Consider the following 24,536-nt stretch of genomic DNA (forward strand, 5'->3'; position numbering starts at 1 on the left):
TCCTCAGCTGCCCATCGAGATCGCGTCGTCGATGAACTCGTTGGTGTACAGCGTCTCGGGGTCGATGTCGGCCGAGCCGATCTGGCCCGCGTCGACGAGGATCGGCGCGAAGGTGCCGACGATCTCCGTCATCCGCTCGGGGTCGATCCGGCCGAACACCCCGGACTCCGGGTCGTCGGTCACGAGGTCGAGGTCCTGCATGGTCCGGACGGAGAAGTCCGCCACGCCCTGCGAGTACGTCCACCCGGTCTGGTAGGCGTCGACGAGGTCGACGATCAGGTCGTTCGTGGCCTGGGGTTCCTCGAGGTAGTCGATCTGCGCCTGCTGCATGATCGGCACGAGCCTGGCGAGGCAGTCCGCGTTCTCCTCGACCTTGTCGGCCCGCACCGTGAGGGCCTCCGGGTACACCGAGTAGCCGACGTCCGCGAGCAGCTGGTAGCCGACCGCCTTGCCCCACTGCGGGATCTCGTTCTCGTAGATGTACGGCTCGGCCGTCGCGAACCCCTGCTGCAGGGTGCTCGGGTCGGAGACGAAACGCTGCGGCGTGCCCTCGTAGGAGAGGTCGATCTGCGTGTCGTCGATGATGCCCTGGGAGACGAGCAGCCGCGGGAACACGTCGCCGGAGGACACGACTGGATCGCCGGCCGCCGCGGCGTCCTCGATCGTCGTCGCGCCGTCGTGGCTCGCCGGGTCCCACATGACGATCTGCGGGCTGGTGGTGAGCTGGGACGCCACCGTGACCACGGGGTTGTCGGCCAGCGCGGTGATCTGCGCGTCGGTCGTCACGGCGCCGAGCAGGATCGAGTCGTCGAGGTACATGAGCGACGGCACGGGCTGAAAGTTGACGTTCGGCCCGCCGGGCCGCACCTCGACGTCCACCCCCGTGTCGACGCCCTGGGCCACGAGGGATCCGGTGACCGACTTGGCCTCGGCATCCACCGTGTGGTCGGTGCCGACCAGCGAGTACATCGCGCCGTGCTCCGCCTCGGGCTGCCAGTCCTGCTGCATGACGACGGTCTCCGGGCAGACGCCGGACAGGTCCAGCGGACCGTCCGCCTCGGCCGCCGGGGCGTCGAGGGGGGTCGCGCCGCCCTGCTCGCCGGCGGCGTCCGCGCCGGCGCACGCGGTCAGGGCGAGCAGCGGGACCACGAACAGCGCGGCGACGGCGATCCTTCGGGGTCGGGAGAGTGCCATGGTGACTCCTGGGGTGGCTCGGGCGGATGGGGAGGATGGCGTGGCTGGGAGACGGCACGGAGGCGTGCGGGGACGCCCCACGGACGTGGTTCGGCCGTCGGGGGGCGGGCGCCGCCGTCGACGCGCGGTCAGGCGCCGCTGCGGCCGTACCAGCGGCCGATGACCGCACGGTCGAGCGCGGCGAAGACGGAGAACATCGCGACCCCGAACAGGGCGGTGAGGATGATGGCCATGAACAGGGAGTCCATGTTGAGCCGCAGCGTGTAGGTGCGCAGCAGCCCGCCGATCCCCGGCGAGCCCTGCTGGAAGAAGAAGTCGCCGACGATGGCGCCGATGACGCTGAGGCCGGCGGCGTTGCGCAAGCCCGTGAAGATCGACGGCAGCGCCGCCGGGAACTGGAGCTTGAAGAGCCGCTGCGCGCGGGTGGCGCGGTTCAGGGTGAACAGGTCGTGCGCGGCGGGGCTCGCGGACTGGAGCCCGAACAGGGTGTTCGCGATCATCGGGAAGAGGGCGATGATGACGCACACCACGATGCGGGCGCTGAACCCGTAGCCCATCCAGATCCCGATGAGCGGCGTGAGCGCGAGGATCGGGATGGTCTGCAGGATCACCGCGTACGGGTAGAGGATCCTCTCGGCCCAGCCCGACTGCACCATGACCACGGCGTACCCGATGCCGAGCACGACGGCGATCGCCAGGCCGCACAGGGCGACGCCGACGGTCTGCCACAGCGCGTCGAGCATCGGGCCCATGACGAGCGGGTTGCCGAGCGTCGTGCCGAGGACCTGGTGCAGCGGCGGCAGCAGGAAGCGGCGCTCCGGGCTGAGGACGAGGTAGGTGACGACGTACCAGACGGCGACGATGCCCGCGACGGCCGCGAGCAGCGGTCCGACCTTGGCGACGGCGCCGGCCAGGCGACGCCGTCCGGCGGCCCGGCCGGACCCCGCTCGCGGCGTGGGCCCCGAGGGCGGGACGGACCCGGCGGCGGGGGTCTCGGCCGAGGCCACGGTGGAGCTCGCGGCCGGGGTCGCGGTCGACGTCACGTGGGCCTCCTGGGGAGCGGTCCGGTTCTCGGGGTGTGCGGTGGGCTGGTGGACGGCGGCGGTGCTCACGAGTGCTCCCCCAGTGCGGCGGAGACCTCGCCGACGAGCGCACCGAACTCGGGCTCGTAGCGCAGCTCGGGCGTGCGCGGGTACCCCCACGGCACCGGGATGTCGGCGACCACGCGCCCGGGCCGGCCGCTCATGACGACCACCCGCGTGGACAGGTAGACCGCCTCGGACACCGAGTGGGTGATGAACAGGCCCGCGAAGCTCTTGAGCGCGAAGAGGCTCTGCAGCTCCGTCTGCATGCGCAGCCGGGTGATCTCGTCGAGTGCCCCGAACGGCTCGTCGAACAGGGCCAGGTCGGGTTCCGCGACCAGGGCCCGCGCGATCGAGACCCGCATCCGCATCCCGCCGGAGAGCTGGCGCGGGTGCTGCTTCTCGAACCCGGACAGCCCCACGAGGTCGAGCGCCTCGCGTGCCCGGCGGCGCCGCTCGAGCTTGGGCACGCCCCGCAGCTCGCCGACGAGCTCGACGTTGCGCAGCGCGCTGCGCCACTCCAGGAGCGTCGGCTCCTGGAACACGTAGGAGGTCGACGTGGCGTTCACCTCGACGTCCCCGCCGGACACCTCGTCGAGCCCCGACGCGAGCCGCAGCAGGGTGGATTTGCCGCACCCCGAGGGCCCCACGACCGACACGAACTCGCCGGCGGAAACGGAGAGGCTCACCTCCTCGAGGGCGACGGTGCCGGTGGGGAAGGCCTTGGTCACGTCGTCGAGCACGAGCGTGCGCGTCATGGACGCGGGTCGCGGGGTCGTGCTGGTCGTGCTCGTGCTTGTCGTCGTGGTCGCTGCGCTCATCGGGTCACCTCACGAGCTGGTCGGGTACAGGGGCCGGGACGACGGCCGGCCGGCGCGGCGTCACGAGGGAGAGGTCGCGGCGGACACGGGTGTCCGCGACGACGCGGTTGCCGGCGAGGACGACGCGCGCCTGCTCCGCGCCGGCCAGCACGTCGCCCAGCGGCACGTCGGGCACGAGGACCAGGTCGGCGCGGTCCCCGAGGGACAGGCCGGCCGGCGGCAGGCCGAGCACGGTGCGGGGCGTCGTCGTGACCGCGGCGAGCGCCTCGCGCTCCGTGAGGTGGGCCGCGGTCATCAGGAGCGCGGTCGTCTCGAACGGGTCGCAGCTGCCGACGGGGTTGAACGGGTCGCGCACGTTGTCCGCCCCGGCGGCGACGGGCACCCCGGCGTCGAGCAGCGCGCGCACGGCGGTGAGGCCGCGGGGGGCGAGGTGGGTGGCGTCGCGACCCTGCAGGTAGAGGTTGGTGATCGGCAGAGTCACGACGCCGATGCCGGCGCGCGCCACGAGGTCGACGACGGGGGCGAGCCGGTCGGGCGGGAGGGAGCCCAGCCGGACGGCGTGGCTCGCGGTGACCCGCTGGGTCAGGCCCCGGGCGATGACCTGCCGGGCGAGGTCCTCGACGTCGAGCGTCCCGTCCGCCGGCAGCGCCGTCTGCTCGTCGACGTGCAGGTCCACGGGCAGGCCCGTGCGCTCCGCGACGTCGAGCACGCGCGTCACTTCGCCGTGCGGGTCGGGTGCGAGGTGCGGGCACCCGCCCAGCACGTCCACACCGCGGGCGGCGGCCTCGAGGAGCACGGCGGTCGGCGTGTGCCACCCGCCCAGCAGGCAGACCTGCACGGTCACCGACCCCGCGAGCTCCTCCCGGAGCGCGAGGAGCGCGTCGAGCATGCGCAGCGGGTCTCCCTCGGCGGGGGCGTCGACGTGGGTGCGGATCGTGGTGATGCCGCGGCTCGCGTACCGCTCGACGGCGGACCGTGCCCGGTCCAGCACGTCGGAGCGGTCGATCCGCGGTGCGAGCGCGCGCCATCGGGCGACGGCGCCCTCGAGGTCCGCCCCGCGTCCCGCCGGGACCCGCGCGGCGGTGAACGCCTTGTCGAGGTGGGCGTGCGGCTCGCAGGCCGCGGGCAGCGCGAGCCAGCCGCGGGCGTCCAGGCCGGGGCCGGGGAGGTCGGACGACGGTCGCGGCCCGCTCGGGGCCAGCGAGACGACCCGGCCGCCGGAGAGCCCGACGTCGACGAGCGTCCCGTCGAGCTGCCGCACGCCCCACAGGGCGGCGACCTCAGCCCCGGCCAGGGTCGCGGCTCCGTCGGGTGGCCCGACCGGGAGCGGGGCGACGGTTGTGGCGTCGTGCTGCACGACGTCTCCTCTCACCGAGCGTCGACCGAGCGTGAATGTTGATCAGAGGAACATCCCGAACGCTAGGGGCGGGCTGTTTCCGCCGCGTGACAGGGGCGGCGCGGGCGTGTGAACGTCGCCGCCGGCCGGGGCCCAGGCGCCGTGGTCGACGCGGAGCGCCGCCCCTCGGGGAGAATGGGCGTGTGCGCACCCCTCCCCCGCTCCGGTTCGATCCCCTCGACCCCGCCGCGCAGGACGCCGTCCGCGCCCTCGCCGCGGCCGCGGCCGCCCACGACGACGTGCCGCCCCTGTCCGAGCAGCCGCTGCTGCGCCTCGGCACGGACGCCGACTGGCTGACGCACGTGGCGGCCCACGACGACGACGGCACCCTCGTCGGCTACCTGCAGGTGGACCGCGGGGGCGAGGAGGCGAGCGCCGAGCTGGTGGTGCACCCGCAGCACCGGCGCCGAGGCGTCGGCGGCGTGCTGCTGCGGACGGCGGAGCGCGACGCACGCCTGCCGATGTTCTCCGGCGCGCCGGGCCAGCGTGGCAAGCCGCTCCGGGTGTGGGCGCACGGCGACCTGCCGGCGGCACGCTCCTTCGCCGCGGCGCACGGCTACGAGGTGGCGCGCGAGCTGCTGGTCCTGGCCCGCCCGCTCGGGGCCGGCGACGCGGCGGCCGAAGCCCCTGAGACCCCGGGGCTGCGGCTCCGCACGTTCCGCCCGGGCGAGGACGACGAGGCGTGGGTGCGCCTCAACGCCCGCACCTTCGCCGACCACCCGGAACAGGGCCGCCTCACGACCGGCGACCTCCGCGACCGGCAGCGCGAGCCGTGGTTCGACGCCGAAGGGTTCTTCCTCGTGGAGCCCGACGGCGGCGGCGAGCCCCTCGGGTACCTGTGGACCAAGGTCGAGCCGGGTCAGGACGGCGGGGCCCGCGACGACGGGGGCAGGACCGGGGAGATCTACGCCGTCGGCGTCTCCCCCGACGCCCAGGGACGCGGCCTCGGCCGCTCGCTCGCCGCCGTGGGGCTGCGCCACCTGGCGCGGGTGGGCTGCGACCGCGCGGTGCTGTACGTGGACGGCGACAACGCGGCGGCCCTGGCCACGTACGCGAGCGCCGGCTTCGAGCGCGCCGCCGTGGACGTCCAGTACGCACGGCCCGCCGCCGCGGCGTAGAGGCCGGGCTTCGTCACCCGCCGTTCACCCATCGGTGCCACGATGGGGGGCATGACAGCGTCGCGCCCCCGAACGACCAGGACCCGCGACGGACGCGGCCGGTACTCCCCCGCCGCAGCGGACGCCGACGTCGCGGCCGCCGAGGTGACGGACAGCCGGCCGCGCTCCACGGCCGTCGCGCCGTCACGCCACCTGGACCCGCAGCTCGCGGCCCACATCGCGGAGCACATCGCGGAGGAGCCGGAGGTCGAGGACGGCACCGTCCGGACCGGGCTCGAGCCCCTGCCCGACGACCGGTTCGCGGAGCGGGAGCTCAGCTGGCTGGCGTTCAACGAACGGGTGCTGGAGCTCGCGGAGGACCCGACGCTGCCGCTGCTGGAGCGCACCCGTTTCCTCGCGATCTTCGCGTCCAACCTGGACGAGTTCTTCATGGTCCGGGTGGCGGGCCTGAAGCGGCGCATCGCCACCGGCATCGCGGTCACCGCGGCGTCGGGCATGAGCCCGCGCCAGGTGCTGGAGGCGATCGGCGACGGCGCGCACCGTCTCATGACGCGGCACGCGGAAGTGTTCCGCTCCGACGTGCAGCCCGCGCTCGACGCCGAGGGAATCACGATCGTGCACTGGGACCAGCTCGAGGTGCGCGAGCAGGAGCGCCTGCACAAGTTCTTCCGCAAGCAGATCTTCCCCGTGCTCACGCCGCTGGCGGTCGACCCGGCGCACCCGTTCCCGTACATCTCGGGGCTGTCGCTCAACCTCGCGGTCGTCGTCGCGAACCCGCTGACGGGCAAGGAGCACTTCGCCCGCGTCAAGGTGCCGCCGCTGCTGCCGCGATTCATCGCGGTCGACGACCGCGGCCGCCCGTCGGCGCCGACCCCCACGCAGGGCGGTGGCACCCAGACCTCGTTCGTGCCGCTGGAGGAGGTCATCGCCCAGCACCTCGACCACCTGTTCCCGGGCATGGAGGTGCGGGAGAGCCACACGTTCCGCGTCACGCGCAACGAGGACGTGGAGGTCGAGGAGGACGACGCCGAGAACCTCCTGCAGGCGATGGAGAAGGAGCTGCTGCGCCGCCGCTTCGGCCCGCCCGTGCGGCTCGAGCTGGCGCACGGCATCTCCCCGCGCATCCGCGACCTGCTGGTGCGCGAGCTCGGGGTGGCCGACGAGGAGGTGTACGAGCTGCCGGCGCCGCTCGACCTCACGGGCCTCAACGTCATCGCCGACATCGAGCGCGCGTCGCTGCACTACCCGCCGTTCGTCCCCACGACGCACCGCCAGCTCGCCGAGGTGGAGTCCGCGACGGCGCGCGACGTGTTCGGCGCGATCCGCGAGCGCGACGTCCTGCTGCACCACCCGTACGACTCCTTCTCGACGTCCGTGCAGACGTTCCTCGAGCAGGCGGCCGCCGACCCGGCCGTGCTCGCGATCAAGCAGACGCTGTACCGCACGTCGGGCGACTCCCCCATCGTCGACGCGCTCATCGACGCGGCCGAGGCCGGCAAGCAGGTGCTCGCGCTGGTCGAGATCAAGGCGCGGTTCGACGAGCAGGCCAACATCTCCTGGGCACGCAAGCTCGAGGAGGCGGGCGTGCACGTGGTGTACGGGATCGTGGGCCTCAAGACGCACAGCAAGCTCTCCCTCGTCGTGCGGCAGGAGTCCGACGGGCTGCGCCGCTACTGCCACATCGGCACCGGCAACTACCACCCCAAGACGGCCCGGATGTACACCGACCACGGGCTGCTCACGTGCGACCGCGACGTCGGCCAGGACCTCACGCGCCTGTTCAACCAGCTCTCCGGCTACGCCCCGCAGTCGCGGTTCCACCGCCTGCTGGTGGCTCCGCGCACCGTGCGCTCGGGCCTCATCGAGCGCATCGAGCGCGAGGCGGACGCCGCCCGGGCCGGGCACGAGGCCTGGGTGCGCATCAAGGTGAACTCCGCGGTGGACGAGGCCACGATCGACGCCCTGTACCGCGCCTCCCAGGCCGGGGTGCAGGTCGACCTGGTGGTGCGCGGCATCTGCGCGCTGCGCCCGGGCGTGCCCGGGCTGAGCGAGAACGTCCGGGTCCGTTCCATCCTCGGCCGCTTCCTGGAGCACTCGCGGATCTACGCGTTCGCCAACGCGGCCGGCCCGGCGATCGGCGAGGGCCCGGAGTCCGGCCCCGAGGTGTACATCGGCTCGGCCGACCTCATGCACCGCAACCTCGACCGGCGCGTCGAGGCGCTCGTGCGCATCGCCGACGCGGGCCAGGTCGCCGAGCTGCTCGAGCTCATGGACACGTCGATGTCCGACCGCACCTCGACGTGGCACCTGCAGCCGGACGACACGTGGGTGCGGCACAGCGTCGGCCCGGACGGCGAGCCGCTCACCGACCTGCAGGCGCGGCTCGTCGACCGCCACCGCCGCCGGCCCGAGCGGGCCCGGTGAGGGCGGCGCCGGTGCGCCGGGCGGCGGGCGCGACGGCGGCCCCGCTCGTGGACAGGCTGGGGGCGACGTCGGTGGAGCACGCCCCCGTGATCGAGTCGGCGGGCGGCCTCGTGTGGCGCGAGCGGGAGGGGCGGCTGCAGGTGCAGCTCGTGCACCGGCCGCGCTACGACGACTGGTCCTGGCCGAAGGGCAAGCTCGAGCCGGGCGAGTCGCTGAACACGGCCGCCGCGCGGGAGGTCGCGGAGGAGACGGGCAAGCCCGTGGTCCTCGGCGTCCCGCTGCCGGGCCTGCAGTACCTGACGCCCGAGGGCCGGGTGAAGCGCGTGCACTACTGGGCGGCCCGGCGCGCGTCCCGCACCGGCGACGACGCGGCCCTGGCCGCGCGCTTCCCCGTGCAGCCGCCGTCGAAGGACGAGGTCGACAGGAAGGCATGGCTCGACGTCGACGACGCCGCGGCGCGGCTGACGCGGACGGCCGACCAGGGCCCGCTCGAGGCCCTCGTCCAGGCGCACTCCCAGAGCCGCCTCACGACGCACGCCGTGGTGATCGTGCGGCACGGGAAGGCGGTGACGAGGGCCGCCTGGCACGGTACGGAGCACGACCGGCCGCTCACCCCGGTGGGGCACGCCCAGGGCACGGCGCTCGTCCCGGTCCTCGCGGCCTACGGCGTCTCGTCCGTGGTGTCGAGCCGCTGGGAGCGCTGCGCGGCGACGATCGAGCCGTACGTGCAGGCGTCGCGCGCCCGGCCGGAGCTCAGCGACCAGCTGGGCGAGGCGGAGCACGAGCGCCTGCCGTCCCGCGTCGCCGCGACCGTGCGGGAGCTGCTCGAGTCGGGCCGGTCGTCCGTGCTGTGCACGCACCGGCCGGTGCTGCCGACGGTGCTGGACGTGCTGGGACGGCACTCGCGCCGCGCCGTCGCGAACGTGCTCCCCTCGCGCGACCCGTTCCTCGAGCCCGGCGACCTGCTCGTGGCGCACGTGTCCACGACGGGCAAGGGCCCGCGCGTCGTCGCCGTCGAGAAGGTCACGCCCCCCGTCTACTGATGACGGGCTCGGTCACGGGCGTCAGGTGAGCCAGGGGTGCAGGATCCACGTCGTGATGGCGGCCACGAGCGCCGCGGCCGGGATCGTCAGCACCCAGGCCGCGCCGATGTTCTTGGCCACACCCCAGCGCACGGCCGAGAGCCGGCGCGTGGCGCCGACGCCCATGATCGCCGACGTGATCGTGTGCGTCGTGGAGACGGGCGCGTGCAGGATGAACGCGTTGGCGTACAGCACCAGCGCCGAGACGGACTCGGCGACGAAGCCGCGGGCCGGGTCGAGCTCGATGATGCGCCGGCCCAGCGTCCGCATGATCCGCCAGCCGCCCGAGTACGTGCCGAGGGAGATCGCGGCGGCCGCGGCGAGCTTGACCCACAGCGGGATGCCGGCGTTCGGGTCGGCCCAGCCGACCGTGAGGAGGGCCATGAAGATGACGCCCATCGTCTTCTGCGCGTCCTGCAGGCCGTGGCCGAGAGCCATCGCGGCGGCCGACGCGGTCTGCGCCAGCCGGAACCGGCGGGTGACGCGGGACGGGGCGGCGTTCCGGAAGATCCACAGCACCGCGACCATGACGAAGTACGCGCCGATGAAGCCGATGAGGGGCGAGAAGATCATCGGCAGCACGACCTTGTCGATGATCGACTGGCCGTAGATCGGCAGCCCCGCCGCGAGCCCGGCGCCCACGAGCCCGCCGATGAGCGAGTGCGTGGACGACGAGGGCAGGCCGAACCACCAGGTGATGAGGTTCCAGGCGATGGCGCCGATGAGCGCGCACAGCACGACGATGAGCGCCGTGTGGTTGGAGGCGTCCTGCAGGTCGACGATCGAGGTCGCGATGGTCTCCGCGACCTCGGTGCCGAGCAGGGCCCCGACGAAGTTCATGACGGCCGCCATGCCCAGCGCGACCCGCGGGGTCAGGGCCCGGGTCGACACCGAGGTGGCGATGGCGTTGGCCGCGTCGTGGAAGCCGTTCGTGTAGTCGAAGCCGAGGGCGATCGCCACGACGAGGACGACGAGAGCCGCCTCCACCGTCAGGACTCCTTGAGGGCGATGGCCTCGACCATGTTCGCGACGCGCTCGAAGGCGTCCGCGCCCTCCTCGAGCATGTCGACGATCTCCTTGAGCTTCATGAGCAGGATCGGGTCCGTGAGCTCGTCGAAGAGCTGTGCGATGAGCTCGCGGTGCAGCTTGTCGCCCTGGTTCTCGAGCCGGTTGATCTCGACCCAGTAGTCGGACAGCTGGTCCATCGAGCGCAGGCGGGGCATGGCCTCCGCCGTGAGCTCGGCGCAGCGCTGCAGCACCTGCACCTGCTCGGAGACCCGCAGCGGGAGCTCGTCGACCTTGTAGAGGACGATGAGGTCGCCGGCCTCCTCCATGGCGTCCATGCAGTCGTCGAGCGCCGAGGCGAGCCCATAGATGTCGTCCCGGTCGAACGGGGTGACGAACGTCTGGTTCAGGCGCCGCATGATCGAGTGGGTCGCGTCGTCCGCGACGTGCTCCGCCTCGGAGAGCCGGTGGGCGATCTTGTCCCTCTCCTGCCGGGACGCCCCGAGCAGCTCCGCCAGGAGCGAGGCCCCGGTGACGTTGTGCTGCGCGAGCGTCGCCAGCATGTCGAAGTAGGTCGTGTCGCGCGGTGTCAGGCGCAGGCGCACGTGTGGCTCCCGGATCGAGGACGCTGAGACTCTCACAGACTAGAGGTGGCCATCCTGGCGCGACCAGTTGAACGCGCGCTGAACGATTCCACCTGACGGCTGCGGGAAACTCGGGGTGAGGTGCGACGCCGGACCGGGAGCGCCTCTCGGCGCGTGGCCGCTCGTAGCGGCTGAAGATGGAGCCCGGGGCTACCGCGGCCCGACGTCGCCCGAACATCGTAAGCCCGGGGGTCGGCGTGCTCCGAACACGCAGGTCAGCCCCGCCGGGAGGCCGTCGCTGGTCGAGCTCGTCGAGACCACGCCCTGGTGCCGACGGGCTCGACCGACGGACCGATGTGGTCAGTCGAGCGTCCCCGCCCGCCACCCCGTCGCGGCCCGCTCCAGCTCTTCCGCCGTGCGCACGAGGTCGGCCGCCCCGCGGGTCATCCGGGTGGCGCCGTCGGGGTCCGCGACCTCGCGGGCGTCGGCGTCGAACGCGGCGCCGGTGGCGAGGATCCGGCAGAACGACGCGGCCCGCTCCAGGGCCACGGCCAGGTCGCCGGCGTAGACGCCGGACAGGACGTCGTCGGCCAGCGCCCGCAGGTCCTCGGGGGCGGGCGGGCGGGGCACGCCGGCGACCACCTCGTGCACGGGCGCCGCGTCGACGCCGAGCCGGTAGCGCAGCCCCACCGTGCGCGGGTCGCGGCGCACCCACTCGCGCAGCACGTACAGCCGCCACAGGGCGCCGGGCAGGGAGGCGGGCATCGCGTCCGACCACAGGGCGGCGACGACGTCGAGCCCCTCCCGCTCGACGAGGCGCACCAGCCGGTCCACCACCTCGGGGTCCTCGGCGGCCCGCGCCCGGTGCACGACGGCGCGGGCTGTGGTGTGCGCCACCTCGTCGCGCAGCGCGGGGTCCAGGGAGCCGGGGATCTGCTCCGCGGTCTGCGGGTCGAGCATGGCGGGACGGCGGGGCCGGCGCGGGTCGGGTACGTCGCTCACCGGTACAGTCTCCCGCGGTCCGCGTCCGGGCGGCACCGGACGGCCCGCCGCTCGCTCCCCGAGCCGAGACACGATCGCGGATCTAGCATCGAAGCAATCCCGGACTTAGGAGACTCATGTCCACCTCCACACCAGGTCAGGCGGCCGCGCACAGCGCCCACCGGAAGGCCACCGCACTCGCGACCGCGGCGGCGGTCGGAGGATTCCTCTTCGGTTTCGACTCGTCGGTCATCAACGGCGCCGTCGACGCGATCGAGGGGCAGTTCGACCTCAACTCCACCGTCACGGGCCTCGTGGTGGCCATCGCCCTGCTGGGGTGCGCGCTCGGCGCGTGGTCCGGCGGCAAGCTGGCCGACCGGTGGGGCCGCACGCACGTGATGGTGCTGGGCGCCGTGCTCTTCTTCGCCTCGTCGATCCTGTCGGCGATCGCGTGGAGCGCCTGGGACCTCGCCCTCTGGCGCTTCATGGCGGGCGTCGGGATCGGCATCGCGTCGGTGATCGCCCCCGCCTACATCGCGGAGATCGCGCCGGCCGTCATGCGCGGCCGGCTGGGGTCCCTGCAGCAGCTCGCCATCACGGTCGGTATCTTCGCCGCCCTGCTGTCCGACCAGATCCTGGCGACGGCCGCGGGCGGCGCGGCGAACGAGCTCTGGTTCGGCTGGGAGGCCTGGCGCTGGATGTTCCTCGTGGCCGTGGTTCCCGCGGCGGTGTACGGGATCCTCGCGCTGCGGATGCCGGAGTCGCCACGCTATCTGGTCACGAAGGGCCAGGACGACGACGCACGGCGCGTGCTGTCGAGCGTGCTCGGGCCCGAGGAGGACGTCGACGCCCGGATCTCGGAGATCCGTCACTCGATCAGCAAGGACGAGCAGAACGCCGACCTCGGCAGCCTCAAGGGCGACCGGTTCGGGCTGAAGCCGATCGTGTGGGTCGGCATCGTGATGGCGATCTTCCAGCAGTTCGTCGGGATCAACGTGATCTTCTACTACTCGACGACCCTGTGGCAGGCGGTGGGCTTCGACGAGTCGCAGGCGTTCCTCGTCTCGACGATCACGGCCGTGACGAACGTGGCCGTGACGTTCATCGCCATCGCCCTCATCGACAAGGTGGGGCGGCGCCCGCTCCTGCTCATCGGCTCGGCGGGCATGGCGGTCTCCCTGGGCCTGATGGCGGTGTGCTTCACGCAGGCCACCGGTTCGGGCGACACCATCAGCCTCCCGGATCCGTGGAGCATCGTCGCGCTGGTCGCCGCGAACGCCTTCGTGGTCTTCTTCGGCGCCACGTGGGGCCCGTTGATGTGGGTGCTGCTGGGCGAGATGTTCCCGAACCGGATCCGTGCGGCAGCCCTCGGCGTCGGCGCGGCGGCCAACTGGATCGCCAACTTCGTCATCACGCTCACCTTCCCGCCGATGCTCGACACGTTCGGCCCGGCCATCCCGTACCTCATGTACGCGGTGTTCGCCGCGCTGTCGTTCTTCTTCGTGCTGGGCAAGATCCCGGAGACGAAGGGCGTCGAGCTCGAGGACATGGCGGGCGAGGCCTACAAGCGCACCTGACCCGCGCCGACGGCGTCCCGCGACGACGGCCCGCGACCCCTCCGGGGCGTCGCGGGCCGTCGTCGTGCACGGGAGGGTGAGGTCCCGACCAGGACACTTGCTTGCTGCAAGCACCAGGCGTATGTTTGCTCTCTGCAAGCAACCGGCCGTTCCGGCCGCACGGCTCGCCGCCCTCCGGCCCCGAGCCCCCTCCACTTTCAGCAAAGGCCCTGGCATGCCCGTTCCCCGCTCCGCGGCCCGCGAGCTCCTGGAGACGCTCGAGGACCTGGCCCGCGCCCAGCGCGAGGCCGCCATGCGCGTCGCGCGCGACCTCGACCTGCCGCGCGCCGGCCTCGGCGCCCTCCACCTGCTCACGCGGTGCGGGCGCGTCCAGCTCAGCGACGTCGCCGCCAAGCTCCGCGTCGACATGTCCGTCGCGAGCCGCCAGGTCAGCGCCCTCGTCGACGCCGGCTTCGTGCAGCGCACCGTGGACGACGACGACCGGCGCGCCCGCTACCTCGCCCTGACGGACACCGGCCGCGAGTTCGCGGAGGCGTCCTTCGAGCGCATCGACGACCTCGTCTCCGAGGCCTTCTCCGACTGGTCGGAGCAGGACCTCGCCGACGCCACCTCCCGGATCCGCAGCGTCGCGGCCGCCCTCACCACGACCCACGACCGCGCCCAGGCGCAGGAGGAGATCCCCGCCCGATGAGTCAGTCCCCCACCCCGGCGCCCCTGGCACCGGACCTCTCCGCCCCGCCGGCCCCGGCGATGTCGCGCCGCGAGGTGCTCGAGGCACTCTCGGGCATCCTGCTGGGCGTCTTCGTCTCGCTGCTGGCCACCACCATCGTCTCGACGTCGCTGCCCAAGATCGTCAGCGAGCTCGGCGGCTCCCAGCACTCCTACACCTGGGTCGTCACCGCGATGCTGCTGACGATGACGATCTCGACCCCGCTGTGGGGCAAGCTCGCCGACCTCACGAACCGCAAGGTCCTCATGCAGGTCGCCCTCGCCATCACGGTGGTCTCCGCCGCCGCGGCCGGCCTGTCGCAGAACATCGAGATGCTCATCGGCTTCCGCGCGCTGCAGGGCATCGGCGCGGGTGGTCTCACCGCCCTCGCGACCGTGCTCATGGCCGACATCATCAGCCCCCGCGAGCGCGGCAAGTACATGGGCCTCATGGGCGGTGTGATGGCCGTCGCCCAGATCGGCGGACCGCTGCTCGGCGGCGTCCTCACCGACTCGATCGGCTGGCGCTGGACGTTCTTCGTCGGCGTGCCGTTCGCCGTCGCCGCGTTCATCGTGCTGCAGAAGACGCTGCACCTGCCCGCGCTGGCCAAGCGCGAGGTGAAGATCGACTACGCGGGCGCCGGCCTCATCGCCGTCGCGGTCGCGCTGCTGCTCCTGTGGGTCACCTTCGCGGGCGACCAGTTCGCGTGGGCCTCGTGGCAGACCGCCGCGATGGTCGGCGGTGCCGTGCTCGCGCTCGTCGTCGTCGGCTTCGTCGAGCGGGCCGCCGCCGAGCCGATCATCCCGCTGCACCTGTTCAAGAACCGCACCTTCGTGCTCGCCGTGATCGCCTCGGCGTCCGTCGGCGTCGCGATGTTCGGCACCGCGGTCTTCCTCAGCCAGTACTTCCAGCTCGCCCGCGGCAAGACGCCCACCGAGTCGGGCCTGCTCACCATCCCGATGGTGGTCGGCACGATGCTCGCGGGCATCGTCCTCGGCCGCATCATCTCGAACACCGGCCGCTACAAGGCGATCATGGTGGGCGGCGCCGTCGTCCTGACCGCCTCCCTGTTCGGCCTGTCGACCATCGAGGTCGACACGAGCTTCGTGGTCATCTCGGTCTTCCTCTTCGGCCTGGGCCTCTCGGTCGGCGCCCTGATGCAGAACCTGGTGCTGGCCACCCAGAACACGCTCGACGTGCACGAGATGGGCGCCGGCACCTCCGGCGTCGCGTTCTTCCGCTCCTTGGGCGGCGCGATCGGTGTGTCCGCGCTCGGCGCCGTGATGGCGGCCCAGATCAAGACAGACCTCTCCACCGGCCTCGCGAAGCTCGGCATCGCCTCCGACGCGATGGGCGCGGGCTCGGGCGCGGTCCCGGACCTGGCCTCGCTGCCGGCCCCCGTGCAGACCGTGGTCGAGGGCGCCTATGCCGACGGGATCACGACGATCTTCCTGTACGCCGTGCCGATGGCCGTGATCTCGCTCATCGCCGTGCTGTTCATGAAGGAGATCCCGCTGGGTCAGCGCTCCGGCATCGAGCAGGTGCTCGACGAGGAGAAGACCGCCGAGCAGACCGTCGCCGACCGGGCCTGACACCGGCGAGACGCCCGGACAGGGCGGATTTCACCCGCTCACGCCCCGTCCGGGCGCAACTTCCCCCAGCCGGGGCGTTCCCGTTTGCCTCGGCGAAGCCTCATGATGGGCCCATGCACGACGCAGCCGATCAGCCACTGCCCGACCCGGCCACCGACCCCTTCGGTGCTCTCGAACGCGAGATCCGGGTCCTGATTCGTCGCGCCCAGTCGTCGGCGGCCCAGACCGCCCGGCGGGTGCACCCTGAGCTCGAGGCGTCGGCCTACCCGATCCTCGCGCACATCGACTCCCACCCCGGGATCCGGGGCTCCGACCTCGCGGCGCACTTCGGCGTCGGTCGTGCCACGGTGTCGCGCCAGCTGAGCCGGCTCGTGGACCTGGGCCTCGTGCACCGCGAGGTCGACCCGGAGGACACGCGCGGCCAGCGGATCACCCTCACCGCCGACGGCGCCCAGCGCTTCGCCCGGGCGCGCGACCGCCGCATCGAGATGTACAAGGACGCGTTCGGCGACTGGGACGAGACCGACGTCTCGCAGCTCGCCACGCTGCTGCACCGCTACTCCGAGGACTTCGTGCGCTGGCGGGACACGCGCTCCTGAGCTCCGGTTCGCCGATCGAGCCTGTCGAGCCTGTCGAGACCACGGTCCCGGCAGGCTCGACGTGTATCCGGGACCGGGTCAGGCCTCGACGAGGCGGGCCCGCAGCGCGTCCAGCGTCTCCGTGCTCCCGCCGTGCGCGCGGAACCAGCCCGGGGCGCCGTCGTCGTGCTGGTCGAACCGGTCGAGCACCGTCTCGATCGCCCAGCCGGGCGCGGTGACGAGCTCGGGCGGCAGCTTCGCCAGCAGGTGCGCGTCCGGCACCGCCAGGTTGGCCGTGACGGCCGCGCGCGCCAGCACCTCGCGCATGTGGGGACCGGTCCGCTCGTAGTCGGCGACGATCGCCGGCCGGTCGACGCCCAGCAGGGACAGCACCAGCGCGACGGTGACCCCGGTCCGGTCCTTGCCGGCGGTGCAGTGCACGAGCACCGGCGCGTCGTCGGCGGCGATCAGCCGCACCGCCTCGACGAGGTGCCCCGCACCCGCGCCGACGAGCATCTGCAGGTACAGGTCGCCCAGGCCCGGGACCGGCGCCGGCGCGGTCGCGCCCTGCATCGCGGTGCCGTCGAGCAGCGGCAGCGGCACCACCTGCGCCGTGCCCGCCAGCGGGTGCGGCTCCCCGTTCTCCCCCGGGTCGCGCAGGTCGAGCACCGTGCGCGGCGGCCACGCCACGTCGTCGGGGGCGACGTCGCCCGAGCGGGGGGCGTCGGAACGCAGCAACGCCCCGGGCGTGAGGCCCGGGGCGGCTGTCGCGACGTCGCGCAGGTTGACGAGGTGGTCGGGCACGGGGCCGGACCGGATGCCGGGCTCGAAGGTGGTCACCTGCCCGACACTAGCCGCGCTCGTCGCGGCGCGCGGGCGGTCAGGCCTCGGCGGGCTCGAACGTCAGGCTGAGCGAGTTCATGCAGAACCGGTCGCCCGTCGGGGTCTGCGGCGCGTCGTCGAAGACGTGCCCCAGGTGCGAGCCGCACCGGGCACAGCGCACCTCGGTGCGGACCATGCCGTGCGACCGGTCCTCGAGCAGCTCCACGCTGTCGCCTGCGAGCGGCGTGTAGAACGACGGCCAGCCGCAGTGCGAGTCGAACTTGGACTCGCTACGGAACAGCTCGTGCCCGCACGCGCGACAGCGGTACACGCCGACGCCCTTCTCGTCGAGCAGCTCGCCGGTCCAGGGCCGCTCCGTGCCCGCCTGCCGCAGGACGGCGAACTCCTGCGGGGAGAGCTCCACCTGCCACTGCTCGTCGGACTTCGTGACTTCGTACGTCATCTGACACCTCCGTCGTGCTCAACCGTGGCGGGGTCGCGGCTGTTCCGTCGGGCGCCGGGGTGGTTCACGCCGTCGGCGCGCCGCCCTGACCGCGGCCGCGGCCGCCACGACGGCGGCGACGAGCCGGCGCGGAGCCGTCCCCGCGGACCGCCTGCGGGGCGTGGCCGGACGACGCCGGCTGGCCCTGCGAGCGCTGGCCCTGGCCGCCCTGCGAACGGCCACCCTGGCCGCCCTGCGACCGACCGCTCTGAGCGCCCTGGGGTCGGCCGCCCGGCGACCGGCCACCGCCCTGGTTCCGACCGCCCTGCGGCTGGCCGGCACCCTTGCGCCGCTGCGGCGCCTGCGCCACCGGGGCCGCGGGCGTGACGTACGCGGCGACCTCGCCCACCAGGGCGGTGACGGTCGCGTCGCCCGGGGCCACCTGCTGCGGGCGCGCGTCGATCTTCGCCTTGCGGGTGAGGTCGCGGACGTCGCCGCGCTGCTCGGGCAGCATCACGGTGACGACGTCGCCGCCGGAGCCGGCGCGGGCCGTACGGCCCGACCGGTGCAGGTACGCCTTGTGCTCTGCCGGCGGGTCGACGTGCACCACGAGCTCGACGTCGTCGACGTGGATGCCGCGCGCCGCGATGTCCGTCGCGACCAGTACCTTCACGTCCCCGGAGGAGAAGGCGGCAAGGTTGCGCTCGCGGGCGCCCTGGCCGAGGTTGCCGTGCAGGTCGACGGCGGGCACGCCCTCGCCGGTGAGCTGCTTGGCGAGCTTCTTCGCCTGGTGCTTGGTCCGCGTGAACAGCACGCGGCGGCCCGTGCCGGAGGCGAGCGCGTGCACGACGTCCTTCTTCGCGTCGGCGTCGGCCACCGCGAGGATGTGGTGCGTCATCTGGGGCGGCGGGGCCGCGGCCTCGTCCACCGAGTGGGTCACGGGGTGCTTGAGGTAGCGCCGGACGACCACGTCGACGCCGTTGTCCAGCGTGGCGGAGAACAGCAGGCGCTGCCCGACGACGGGCGTGCGGTCCATGATCCGCTTCACGCCGGGCAGGAAGCCGAGGTCGGCCATGTGGTCGGCCTCGTCCAGCACGGTGATCTCGACGTCGTCGAGCGTGAGGTGCTTCTGGCCGAGCAGGTCCTCGAGGCGGCCGGGGCACGCGATGAGGACGTCGACGCCGGCGTTCAGCGCGGTCACCTGGCGGGACTGCGCGACGCCGCCGAAGACGGTCGTCGTCACGAGGCCGAGGGACTTCGCGAGCGGCTCCATCGTGGCGTTGATCTGGTTGGCGAGCTCGCGCGTCGGGCACAGCACGAGGGCGCGCGGGCGGCCGGGACGACGGCGCGGGCGCCCGGCGGAGACCGCCTGGGCGGCCGACGTCGCGAGCCGGGTCACGACCGGCAGCGAGAACGCGAGGGTCTTGCCGGAGCCGGTGCGGCCACGGCCGAGCACGTCCTTGCCGGCGAGCGTGTCCGACAGCGACGCCGTCTGGATGGGGAACGGGGTGGTGATGCCCTGCTCCGTGAGCTCACGGACGACAGGGGTGGGCAGGCCGAAATCGGCAAAGGTAGTCAAGAAAGAGGGCCTCTCGGGCTGGGACGTCCGAGGACGTCAGGGGTCGGGGTCCGCCGCACGCAATCCGGGGGGATCTCCACGACGTGGGGCGCGCGGACGCGCAGCCACCTCCAGCATTGTCGCACGTCCGGCGGCACCACCCCAGGCCGCGGGGCGCGTCGTTCGTCACCCCAGGCGACGACCGGGCCACGCCAGGCGCTCGGCCGGCGCACAGGCCGGCATGGTGGAATGGCCGCCGTGGACGACTTCCTCACGACCGCCGGCGACGTGCTGACGCAGATCTGGACCGCCGCCACCACCCCCGTGCCGGCGCCGGCGCAGCCCGTGGTGCTGGCCGCGGGCCTCGCCGCGCTCGCCGTCGTGCTCGTGACCCCTGTGTGGCGGGTCGCGCGGCACGTCGTGACGATCGCGCACGAGGGGGCGCACGCCGTCGCCGCGATGGTGACCGGGCGACGGCTGGACGCCATCCGGCTGCACTCCGACACGTCGGGGCTCACCGTCTCCGCGGGGCGGCCGCGCGGCTTCGGGATGATCGTCACCGCGTTCGCCGGGTACGTCGGCCCCGGGCTGACGGGGCTGGGCGCCGCGTGGCTGCTGCGCCACGGCTACGCGGTGGGGCTGCTGTGGCTGCTGGTGCTGCTGCTCGCCCTCCTGCTGCTGAAGATCCGCAACTGGTTCGGGCTGTGGTCGATCCTCGTGAGCGGCGCCGCGCTCGTCGCCGTCTCGTGGTGGCTGGAGCCCGCCGCCCAGGCCACGGTCGCGTACGCCGTCACCTGGTTCCTGCTGCTCGGATCCGTCCGCCCGGTGCTCGAGCTCCAGGCCCAGCGCACCCGGGGGCGTGCGCGGAGGTCCGACGCCGACCAGCTCGCGGCGCTGACGCGCACCACCGGCATCCTCTGGGTGGTCGTCTTCCTGCTCGTCACCGTCGGCTGCCTGCTGCTCGGTGCGACGTGGATCGTGGAGCCCGCGGCGGGCTGATCCCGCCGCCGCGGACCTGACGGCCGGGTCCGGAAGGCCGGGTCAGAGGCGCGCGTACCGCGCCCGGGCGAAGGAGTAGACGCCGTACGCCGCGATGCCCAGACCGGTCGCGACGAGCAGCACCACCCCGAACGGCTGGTCCCGGATCGTGTGCAGCGCGTCGTCCAGCCCGCCCGCCTTGTCGGGGTCGGCGGTGACCGCGGCGGTCACGAACAGGCCGCCGAGCACCGCGAGGGCGATCCCCTTCGCGACGTAGCCGACCTGGCCGAGCCGGACGACGGCCTGCCCCACGCCGCCGGCCCCCGTCCGGCGGAGGTCGTCGCGGAACGACCGGCGCCAGCCCTTGACGACATGGAAGACGCCGACCCCGACGATCACCAGGCCGGCCAGCGCGACGAGCCAGCGTCCCGCGGACGCGCGCATGAGGTCCGCGGTGAGCCCTTCCTCCGACCCTCCGCCCGACGCACCGGTGGCGACACGCACCGTGGTGCCGGCCAGCACCCCGTACAGGACGGCCTTCGCGCCGGCCTTCGCGCGGGCCCCGACCTGCTTCGCCGTGTCCGTCCCCGGCACGCCCGCCACCGCCTCGGTCAGCTGCCAGAGCGCGAGGCCGGCGAAGCCCGCCGCCGTCAGCCACAGCAGCAGCGCGCCGCCGGGGGCGTCGGCGAGCTCGCGCAGCGCGCCCTGCTGGTCGGCGCTGCCCGCCGTCGACCCGAACGCCAGGCGGACGGCCAGCCAGCCGAGCAGCAGGTGCAGCACGCCGGACGCGACGTAGCCACCGCGGGCGAGGCCCCGCAGGGCGGTGCTGTCGTTCGCGCTCCGGGAGGAGCGGCGGACGGCTCGAGCAGCTTCGGACATGCGAGTCACCTCCGTCAGGGCCGCGGGGTCGCGGCGGCACCACACGATGACGTATCCGCGCCCTGGTTGCACACCGCCCGGCGACGACCCTCCCGGCACGACGGCGGCCGGGCACGGAGCATCTCCGTACCCGGCCGTCGTGGGACCGGTCAGACGAGGACGGCGCACCCTCGCGAGGGTGCCTTCCGGACCCGCCCGGACGTCACGCCTGCGGCGTGAGGACGAACCCCGGACCCTGCGCGGCGGGGTCGGTGTCGAGGGTCAGGGTGTCGAGCGCGGGCGCCGCCTGCGCCTCGACGAAGACGTGCGTGCCCCCCTCCTCGTCGACGACCTGGTCGTCGGGCTGCGGGGCGGGGACGAGCGCCAGCTCGAAGTTGCCGGGCTGGCCGGCGGACTGCGCGATCCGCAGCCCGCCCTCGTCGGGCACACCTGCCTGCTGGGCGAGATCCTCGACGGCGGTACGGGCGGTGTCGGTCACGGTGAGCATGGGCGCTCCTCTCGTCGGTCCTTGCGAACCCGTCCACCGAAACAGTCCGAGGGGGCCCAGCGCAACGCTGAGACACGATCGGGACGAGATCTCCCGATGGGTGAGACCCCGCGTGACACGCCCGTCGCGGCGCGGATAGGTTGCCCTCCGTGACCGGATCGTGACCTCTCCGGCCCTTCGCGCACGGCCCGCCCGTGTGCCCGCGTACGCTGTGCGGCAGCCGACGACCGACCTCCGGGGCGGACGGCGGCGGGCCTCTAGCTCAACTGGCAGAGCAGCGGACTTTTAATCCGCGGGTTCAGGGTTCGAGCCCCTGGGGGCCCACCCGAAGCCACGCCCGAAGGAGCCTCGTGCCCGCACACACCACCGTCGTCGTCGCCCACCGCGGCGCCTCCGCCGACGCCCCCCAGAACACGCTGGCCGCCTTCGACGCCGCCGGTCGCGCCGGGGCGGCGATGATCGAGATCGACGTCCACCTCAGCGCCGACGGCGTCCCGGTCGTGATCCACGACGGCACGGTGGACGCCACGACCGACGGCACCGGCGAGGTCCGCGGGCACACCCGGGCCGAGCTGCAGGCCCTCGACGCCGGCAGCTGGTTCGGCCCGGAGTTCACCGGGCAGCGCGTCCCCACCCTCGCCGAGGTGCTGGAGCTCGTCGCGCGGCACCAGGGGCTCGGCGTCCTGTGCGAGTACAAGGGCGCGTGGGCCGCCGCCGACGTCGCCGTCACGATGCGCGTGATGACCGGTTCCGGGCTCGAGGACCGGATCATGGTGCAGGGCTTCGACCCGACCACCGTCGCCGCCCTGCGCGACGTCGCCCCGCAGGTGCCGCGCTCCCTGCTGGTGGAGCACCCGCGCGACGACCTGCCCGCCCTCCTCGCCGAGCTCGACGCCGTCGCCGTCAGCCCCGGGGCCGGGCTGATCGCCGACGACCCGCGCCTCGTCCCGGCGGCGCACGCCGCGGGCCTGCAGGTGTTCGGCTGGACCGCGAACGACGAGCCCGCCTGGCGGCTGCTCGTGGACGCCGGCGTGGACGGCATCATCACCGACCGCCCGGCCGCGCTGCGCGACTGGCTCGACACGGCAGCCGTCCCCGCCCGCGGCTGAGTCCCCTCCGCTCAGCGCCGGGGCGCGTGCAGCCACCCGGAGAGCCGGCCGGTCACCCAGGGCAGCACCCAGAACGACATGATCGGGGTGAGCACCAGGGTCGTGACGAGCACCCGGAGCACCACGTGCAGGTCGGCGAACGACGGCACGAGCCACCCGATCAGCGCGGTGAACGCGAGATTCACGGGGAAGAAGCCGAGCCAGATGGCCACCGACTGCTTCCAGCGGGGCGGGGCGGCCAGCAGCGGTGGCCCGGTCGGCTCGTCCTGCCGCATCGGCGGGTCGAACCAGCCCTCGATGCCGGTGCGCTTCTCCACCCGCCGCTCCTCGACCAGTCCCTCGCCGGCGGCGAGCCAGCGTCGACGCTCTCGCGACTCCTCCCATGCCTCGAGCCGGGCGGCGTCGGCGAACCGGTAGAGCATGATCCAGTCCGCGGCCCCCTCCGAGGCGCGGATCCAGCCGGAACCGAGGAAGCCGTCCCACCGGTTCGCCAGACGGACGCCGGACTGCACCCAGGCGGTGACCTCGGGGACGCGGTCGGGGCTGACGGCGCGATGGATCGCGACGGTCACGGGTGCGGAGCTCATCCGAGCATCCTGGGGCGCGGCACGACGTCGCGCCCTCTCCCGCGTCCGGGGCGGGACAGCGCGTCCCAGCATCCGGGCGAGCCGCGAGCCGTCTCCGGGATGTCCCGGCCTTCACATCTCGTCCTCGCGGCCCGCACGGGATTCGTGTCGTCTGGTCCCCTCGTTGGCCCGGAGCACTCGTCGAAACGGTTGAAGATGGAATGAGCTTCCGTCCGGTGCGAGCTCCCGACAGGTTCGAGCTCCCGACCCCCGAGGACCTTCTTCATGACCGAGCACACCCCTGCGCCACTGCCCCGGCGGCGCGACATCCACCACCCGACGCGGACGCCCCGCGTCGACGGCCCCACCGGCACCGACCGTGCCGTCGACGCCGTCAAGGCCGGTGCGCCGCGTCCTCGACGTCGCGCCCTGCGCGCCGGCGCCCCCGTGGCGCTCGCCGTGATGGCGTTGACGACCGGCGTCGTGACCGGCCTCTCCCCGGCGTCCGGTGAGACGCGGGCCGCGTCGTCGACCGACTCCGGTTCGAGCACGGTGGGCACCATCAGCACCGGCACCTTCGGGACCGCCGCGGCGACGGGCTCCGCTACGACGGCCATCGTGCGCCCCGCCCTGTCGGGCGCCGCCTCGGCGACGTCGGGCGCGGTCGGCTCGGGCACGGCGGGCGCCGGCACCGAGCAGCAGTCCGCCGCGAAGGGCACCGGGAAGGGCGCGGCCAAGGACGCCGTCGCCTCGTCAGGCGACGAGGCCCTCACGGCCGCGCAGGAGGCCCTGGCCCGCGCCGACCAGGTGACCACGGAGTCACGGGCGGTGCCGCGCGTCCAGCGCAAGGAGGTCGCGAAGAGCGCCGCGCACCTGCGCGAGGTCGTCTCCGAGGGTTCCGGCTCCCGGGCGGCGTCCCGCGCCGGCGAACGCACCGCGCTCGCCGTCCGCGGCGAGGGTGCGGCCGACGTCGCCGCGGCGACGAAGGACCTCACCACCCTGATCGAGAAGACCGAGCCGAGCGCGGTCAGCATCGACCCCGCTCCGGCGACGCCCGCCGAGGTGCTGGACGCACAGGCCGCACAGGCCCGGAAGGCGTCCGCGTCGCTCAAGAAGTTCGCGGACGACACCGAGGGCTACGAGAACGGCCGCCTCGCCTCTGCCGACCTGCACGGGCTGTCGTTCGCGTCGGGCGAGTCCCTGCGCCGCGACGCGGCCGAGCAGCTCGAGCGCCTCGACGCCGCCTACCGGGCACGCTTCGGCACGCACCTGGAGATCCGCGACTCCTACCGCTCGTACGAGTCGCAGGTGTCGGTGAAGGCGAGCCGCGGCTACCTCGCCGCCGTGCCCGGCTACTCGGACCACGGTTGGGGCATCGCCGTCGACCTCAACGGCGGCGTGGAGGAGCGCTCCAGCGCCCAGCACCAGTGGCTGGTCGAGAACGCCGCGAAGTTCGGCTGGCACAACCCCGCCTGGGCCCAGGCCGACGGCCGCAAGCCCGAGGCGTGGCACTGGGAGTACAGCCCGCTCTGAGCCTCGCTCCTGACGACGG

The 24,536-nt window shown here is 73.6% G+C and carries 23 protein-coding genes and 1 tRNA gene; 11 read left to right on the forward strand and 13 right to left on the reverse strand.

Annotated elements, in window-relative coordinates:
* Positions 1-3 precede the first annotated feature (3 nt).
* The 4 genes from B5Y66_RS16830 to B5Y66_RS16845 form a co-directional block, all read right to left on the reverse strand.
* The gene (locus tag B5Y66_RS16830; protein WP_079575666.1) at positions 4-1,194 is read right to left on the reverse strand and encodes a substrate-binding domain-containing protein; all 1,191 of its coding nucleotides are present in this window, start codon (positions 1,192-1,194) and stop codon (positions 4-6) included.
* A gap of 128 nt (positions 1,195-1,322) precedes the next feature.
* Complete coding sequence (locus B5Y66_RS16835) at positions 1,323-2,306, reverse strand: ABC transporter permease (RefSeq protein WP_245807189.1); 984 nt, start codon at positions 2,304-2,306, stop codon at positions 1,323-1,325.
* The gene (locus B5Y66_RS16840) at positions 2,303-3,034 is read right to left on the reverse strand and encodes an ABC transporter ATP-binding protein (RefSeq protein WP_407656407.1); all 732 of its coding nucleotides are present in this window, start codon (positions 3,032-3,034) and stop codon (positions 2,303-2,305) included. Before B5Y66_RS16840 ends, B5Y66_RS16835 begins: the two co-directional genes overlap by 4 nt.
* Before the next feature lie 67 nt (positions 3,035-3,101).
* Complete coding sequence (locus B5Y66_RS16845; protein WP_079575668.1) at positions 3,102-4,454, reverse strand: amidohydrolase family protein; 1,353 nt, start codon at positions 4,452-4,454, stop codon at positions 3,102-3,104.
* A gap of 182 nt (positions 4,455-4,636) precedes the next feature.
* Here B5Y66_RS16845 and mshD point away from each other — a divergent pair, with 182 nt between their 5' ends.
* From mshD to B5Y66_RS16860, 3 genes are read left to right on the forward strand one after another with little or no spacing between them, the layout of a single operon-like run.
* The gene (gene mshD / locus B5Y66_RS16850; RefSeq protein WP_079575669.1) at positions 4,637-5,611 is read left to right on the forward strand and encodes a mycothiol synthase; all 975 of its coding nucleotides are present in this window, start codon (positions 4,637-4,639) and stop codon (positions 5,609-5,611) included.
* A 42-nt stretch (positions 5,612-5,653) separates the two neighbouring features.
* Positions 5,654-8,035: an RNA degradosome polyphosphate kinase gene (locus B5Y66_RS16855; protein ID WP_079575670.1), complete on the forward strand. Its 2,382-nt coding sequence runs from the start codon at positions 5,654-5,656 to the stop codon at positions 8,033-8,035.
* A complete protein-coding gene (locus B5Y66_RS16860; RefSeq protein ID WP_407656400.1) occupies positions 8,032-9,078 on the forward strand; it encodes an NUDIX hydrolase in 1,047 nt (348 codons plus the stop codon). Before B5Y66_RS16855 ends, B5Y66_RS16860 begins: the two co-directional genes overlap by 4 nt.
* A 21-nt stretch (positions 9,079-9,099) precedes the next feature.
* Here B5Y66_RS16860 and B5Y66_RS16865 read toward each other — a convergent pair whose 3' ends face one another.
* The 3 genes from B5Y66_RS16865 to B5Y66_RS16875 form a co-directional block, all read right to left on the reverse strand.
* A complete protein-coding gene (locus B5Y66_RS16865; RefSeq protein ID WP_079575671.1) occupies positions 9,100-10,104 on the reverse strand; it encodes an inorganic phosphate transporter in 1,005 nt (334 codons plus the stop codon).
* Positions 10,105-10,106: 2 nt separating this feature from the next.
* Complete coding sequence (locus B5Y66_RS16870) at positions 10,107-10,727, reverse strand: DUF47 domain-containing protein (RefSeq protein ID WP_079575672.1); 621 nt, start codon at positions 10,725-10,727, stop codon at positions 10,107-10,109.
* A 339-nt stretch (positions 10,728-11,066) separates the two neighbouring features.
* A complete protein-coding gene (locus B5Y66_RS16875) occupies positions 11,067-11,666 on the reverse strand; it encodes a hypothetical protein (RefSeq protein WP_079575674.1) in 600 nt (199 codons plus the stop codon).
* A gap of 158 nt (positions 11,667-11,824) precedes the next feature.
* Here B5Y66_RS16875 and B5Y66_RS16880 point away from each other — a divergent pair, with 158 nt between their 5' ends.
* The 4 genes from B5Y66_RS16880 to B5Y66_RS16895 all read left to right on the forward strand — a co-directional run bounded on the left by B5Y66_RS16880 (position 11,825) and on the right by B5Y66_RS16895 (position 16,164).
* Positions 11,825-13,264, forward strand: coding sequence for a sugar porter family MFS transporter (locus tag B5Y66_RS16880; protein ID WP_079575676.1), 1,440 nt, complete (start codon positions 11,825-11,827; stop codon positions 13,262-13,264).
* Positions 13,265-13,478: 214 nt separating this feature from the next.
* Positions 13,479-13,955, forward strand: coding sequence for a MarR family winged helix-turn-helix transcriptional regulator (locus B5Y66_RS16885; RefSeq protein WP_079575678.1), 477 nt, complete (start codon positions 13,479-13,481; stop codon positions 13,953-13,955).
* A gap of 59 nt (positions 13,956-14,014) precedes the next feature.
* Positions 14,015-15,565 (forward strand): MDR family MFS transporter, encoded by a 1,551-nt coding sequence (locus B5Y66_RS16890; RefSeq protein ID WP_139820968.1) that lies wholly within the window; start codon positions 14,015-14,017, stop codon positions 15,563-15,565.
* A gap of 113 nt (positions 15,566-15,678) precedes the next feature.
* Entirely contained in the window at positions 15,679-16,164 is a 486-nt protein-coding gene (locus B5Y66_RS16895) for a MarR family winged helix-turn-helix transcriptional regulator (protein WP_079575682.1), read from the forward strand.
* A 78-nt stretch (positions 16,165-16,242) separates the two neighbouring features.
* Here B5Y66_RS16895 and B5Y66_RS16900 read toward each other — a convergent pair whose 3' ends face one another.
* The 3 genes from B5Y66_RS16900 to B5Y66_RS16910 form a co-directional block, all read right to left on the reverse strand.
* The gene (locus B5Y66_RS16900) at positions 16,243-16,983 is read right to left on the reverse strand and encodes a tyrosine-protein phosphatase (RefSeq protein WP_079575685.1); all 741 of its coding nucleotides are present in this window, start codon (positions 16,981-16,983) and stop codon (positions 16,243-16,245) included.
* A 40-nt stretch (positions 16,984-17,023) separates the two neighbouring features.
* Positions 17,024-17,428, reverse strand: a complete 405-nt coding sequence (gene msrB / locus B5Y66_RS16905) for a peptide-methionine (R)-S-oxide reductase MsrB (RefSeq protein ID WP_079575688.1) — start codon at positions 17,426-17,428, stop codon at positions 17,024-17,026.
* Between the two features lie 64 nt (positions 17,429-17,492).
* Positions 17,493-18,986 (reverse strand): DEAD/DEAH box helicase, encoded by a 1,494-nt coding sequence (locus B5Y66_RS16910; RefSeq protein WP_079575690.1) that lies wholly within the window; start codon positions 18,984-18,986, stop codon positions 17,493-17,495.
* 228 nt (positions 18,987-19,214) lie between these two features.
* On the opposite strand from B5Y66_RS16910, the gene B5Y66_RS16915 reads away from it, so the two are divergent.
* Positions 19,215-19,964 carry a M50 family metallopeptidase gene (locus B5Y66_RS16915; protein WP_079575693.1) on the forward strand — a complete coding sequence of 250 codons (750 nt, stop codon included), beginning with the start codon at positions 19,215-19,217 and terminating at the stop codon, positions 19,962-19,964.
* Between the two features lie 42 nt (positions 19,965-20,006).
* Here the strand turns inward: B5Y66_RS16915 and B5Y66_RS16920 are convergent, their stop codons facing one another.
* Together B5Y66_RS16920 and B5Y66_RS16925 are read right to left on the reverse strand one after the other, a co-directional pair.
* Complete coding sequence (locus B5Y66_RS16920; RefSeq protein WP_079575695.1) at positions 20,007-20,822, reverse strand: DUF1206 domain-containing protein; 816 nt, start codon at positions 20,820-20,822, stop codon at positions 20,007-20,009.
* A 202-nt stretch (positions 20,823-21,024) separates the two neighbouring features.
* A complete protein-coding gene (locus B5Y66_RS16925; protein ID WP_079575698.1) occupies positions 21,025-21,309 on the reverse strand; it encodes an iron-sulfur cluster biosynthesis family protein in 285 nt (94 codons plus the stop codon).
* Between the two features lie 251 nt (positions 21,310-21,560).
* Between B5Y66_RS16925 and B5Y66_RS16930 the strand changes: the two genes are divergently transcribed.
* Both B5Y66_RS16930 and B5Y66_RS16935 read left to right on the forward strand, forming a co-directional pair.
* Positions 21,561-21,633 (forward strand) — tRNA-Lys (locus B5Y66_RS16930).
* Positions 21,634-21,659: 26 nt separating this feature from the next.
* Positions 21,660-22,418 carry a glycerophosphodiester phosphodiesterase gene (locus B5Y66_RS16935; protein WP_079575701.1) on the forward strand — a complete coding sequence of 253 codons (759 nt, stop codon included), beginning with the start codon at positions 21,660-21,662 and terminating at the stop codon, positions 22,416-22,418.
* 11 nt (positions 22,419-22,429) lie between these two features.
* Here B5Y66_RS16935 and B5Y66_RS16940 read toward each other — a convergent pair whose 3' ends face one another.
* Entirely contained in the window at positions 22,430-23,005 is a 576-nt protein-coding gene (locus B5Y66_RS16940; protein WP_079575703.1) for an antibiotic biosynthesis monooxygenase, read from the reverse strand.
* Positions 23,006-23,269: 264 nt separating this feature from the next.
* Here B5Y66_RS16940 and B5Y66_RS16945 point away from each other — a divergent pair, with 264 nt between their 5' ends.
* On the forward strand, positions 23,270-24,517 hold the full coding sequence (locus B5Y66_RS16945) for a M15 family metallopeptidase (RefSeq protein ID WP_079575705.1): 1,248 nt from the start codon (positions 23,270-23,272) through the stop codon (positions 24,515-24,517).
* The last annotated feature ends 19 nt before the right edge of the window (positions 24,518-24,536 follow it).

It is taken from the genome of Krasilnikoviella flava (assembly GCF_900167525.1).
Taxonomy (GTDB): Bacteria; Actinomycetota; Actinomycetes; order Actinomycetales; family Cellulomonadaceae; genus Isoptericola; species Isoptericola flavus.